The sequence below is a fragment of the Dietzia sp. DQ11-71 genome, assembly GCF_014144995.1.
Lineage (GTDB): Bacteria > Actinomycetota > Actinomycetes > Mycobacteriales > Mycobacteriaceae > Dietzia > Dietzia kunjamensis.
Window position 1 is genome coordinate 1 of the sequence record NZ_JAALDT010000418.1, and the last position, 2,275, is coordinate 2,275.

At 68.0% G+C, this 2,275-nt stretch carries 2 protein-coding genes; both read left to right on the forward strand.

Annotated features, from left to right (window positions below):
• Positions 1-1,165 (forward strand): urea ABC transporter substrate-binding protein (gene urtA, locus G6023_RS13635; protein WP_182636022.1); only part of this gene is annotated, 1,165 nt, incomplete at its 5' end.
• Between the two features lie 118 nt (positions 1,166-1,283).
• Positions 1,284-2,168 carry an urea ABC transporter permease subunit UrtB gene (urtB, locus tag G6023_RS13640; RefSeq protein ID WP_061228856.1) on the forward strand — a complete coding sequence of 295 codons (885 nt, stop codon included), beginning with the start codon at positions 1,284-1,286 and terminating at the stop codon, positions 2,166-2,168.
• Positions 2,169-2,275 lie beyond the last annotated feature (107 nt).

The window sequence follows — 2,275 nt, forward strand, 5'->3', positions numbered from 1 at the left end:
CGACACCGCCGCGGCCGCCGCCGAGTCCTGCGTGGACACCTCCGGCGACACGATCAAGGTGGGCTCGTTGCATTCGCTGTCGGGCACCATGGCCATCTCCGAGAAGACCGTGCGTGACTCGGTGGCGCTGGCGATCGAGCAGATCAACGCCGAGGGCGGGGTGCTGGGCAAGCAGATCGAACCCGTGGTGGAGGACGGCGCCTCCGACCCGGCCGTGTTCGCGGAGAAGGCGCAGAAGCTCATCACCAGTGACTGCGTGGCCGCGATCTTCGGCGGCTGGACCTCGTCCTCCCGCAAGGCGATGCTGCCCGTGGTCGAGGACGCCAACGCGTTGCTCTACTACCCGGTGCAGTACGAGGGCCTCGAGGCGTCGGAGAACATCTTCTACACCGGCGCCACCACCAACCAGCAGATCGTCCCCGCCCTGGAGTACCTCAAGGAGCAGGGCGTGGAGTCCATGTACCTCGTGGGCTCGGACTACGTCTTCCCGCAGACCGCCAATCGCGTCATCAAGGCGTGGGCCGAGGCCAACGAGGTCGAGATCCTCGGCGAGGACTACACCCCGCTCGGCTCGACCGACTTCTCGACCATCGTCAACAAGGTGCGCACCGCCAACCCGGACGCCGTGTTCAACACGCTCAACGGCGACTCCAACGTGGCGTTCTTCCGCGAGTACTCCAACGCCGGCCTGTCCGCTGAGGACACCCCGGTGGTGAGCGTGTCGATCGCCGAGGAGGAGGTCCAGGGCATCGGCGCCGCGAATATTGACGGCCAGCTGACCTCGTGGAACTACTACCAGACGATCGACTCGCCGGAGAACACCGCGTTCGTCGACGCGTTCAAGGCGAAGTACGGCGCGAACCGCGTCACCTCCGATCCGATGGAAGCCGCGTACACGTCGGTCTACCTGTGGAAGAACACGGTCGAGAAGGCGGACTCCTTCGCCGTCGACGCCATCCAGGACGCCGCCGACGGCGTCAGCTTCGACGCCCCCGAGGGCACCGTCACCATCAACGGCGAGAACAACCACATCTCCAAGACCGCGATCGTCGGCGAGATCCGCCCCGACGGCCTGATCTACGAGGTGTGGAGCTCCGGCGAGGCGATCGAGCCCGACCCGTTCCTCGAGTCCTACGACTGGGCCGGCGACCTGTCCGGGAACTGACGCCCGACCGTCAGCCCGGATCACCCAGCCCCGCCCACCCCGCCCGACCCACCCCGCTCCCGGCCCGTCAGTCGGGAGCGGGGGAGGGGGAGGGCGGGACCCGGAGAAAGGAGCCGATGTGGACATCCTCATCGGACAACTCGCGACCGGATTGAGCATCGGCTCCATCCTCCTGCTCGCCGCCCTCGGCCTGAGCCTGACGTTCGGCCAGATGGGCGTCATCAACATGGCCCACGGCGAGTTCATCATGGCCGGCTGCTACACCGCCTACGTCGTCCAGCAGATCACCGCCGCCTCTGGGATGAGCCTGCTGTTGTCCCTGGCCCTGGGTTTCGTCGTCGGCGGCCTGCTCGGCGTGCTGCTCGAGGTGACGCTCATCCGGCGCCTCTACGCCCGTCCACTGGACACCCTGCTCGTCACGTTCGGTGTGGGCCTGGTCCTGCAGCAGATCGCCCGAGACATCTGGGGCGCGCCGGCCGTCAACGTGGCGGTGCCGGAGTTCCTGCGCGGCAGCGTCGAACTGCTCGGTGCGTCGGTGCCTCTGACTCGCGTGTTCATCTTCGTCCTGGCGATCACCTGCGTCGCCGCGGTCATGGCCGCGATGAAGTTCACGCCCATGGGCCGCCGCATCCGGGCGGTCACGCTCAACCGTGACCTCGCCGAGTCGTCGGGCATCAGCTCCCGCCGCACCGACATCACCACGTTCTTCATCGGCTCCGGCCTGGCCGGCGTCGCCGGGGTGGCGCTCACGCTCATAGGCTCAACGAGCCCGACGATCGGCCAGTCGTATCTCATCGACGCGTTCCTCGTGGTGGTCGTGGGTGGTCTCGGCCAGCTGCGGGGCGCCGTGATCGCGGCGTTCGCGCTCGGGGTCCTGCACTCGTTCTTCGAGTACTCCACCACCGCGTCGGTGGCCAAGGTGCTCGTGTTTGTCGCCATCATCATCTTCCTGCAGGTGCGCCCGCAGGGCCTGTTCGCCGTCAAGACCAGGAGCCTGGCATGACCAAGACCATCTCCGTCACCCGAGCGGCTGGCGGCGCCGACTCCGCTGACTCCGCTGCCACCACCGCCCCCGATCCCGCCGCCGCGCCGCCCCGGCGCACCCGCGCC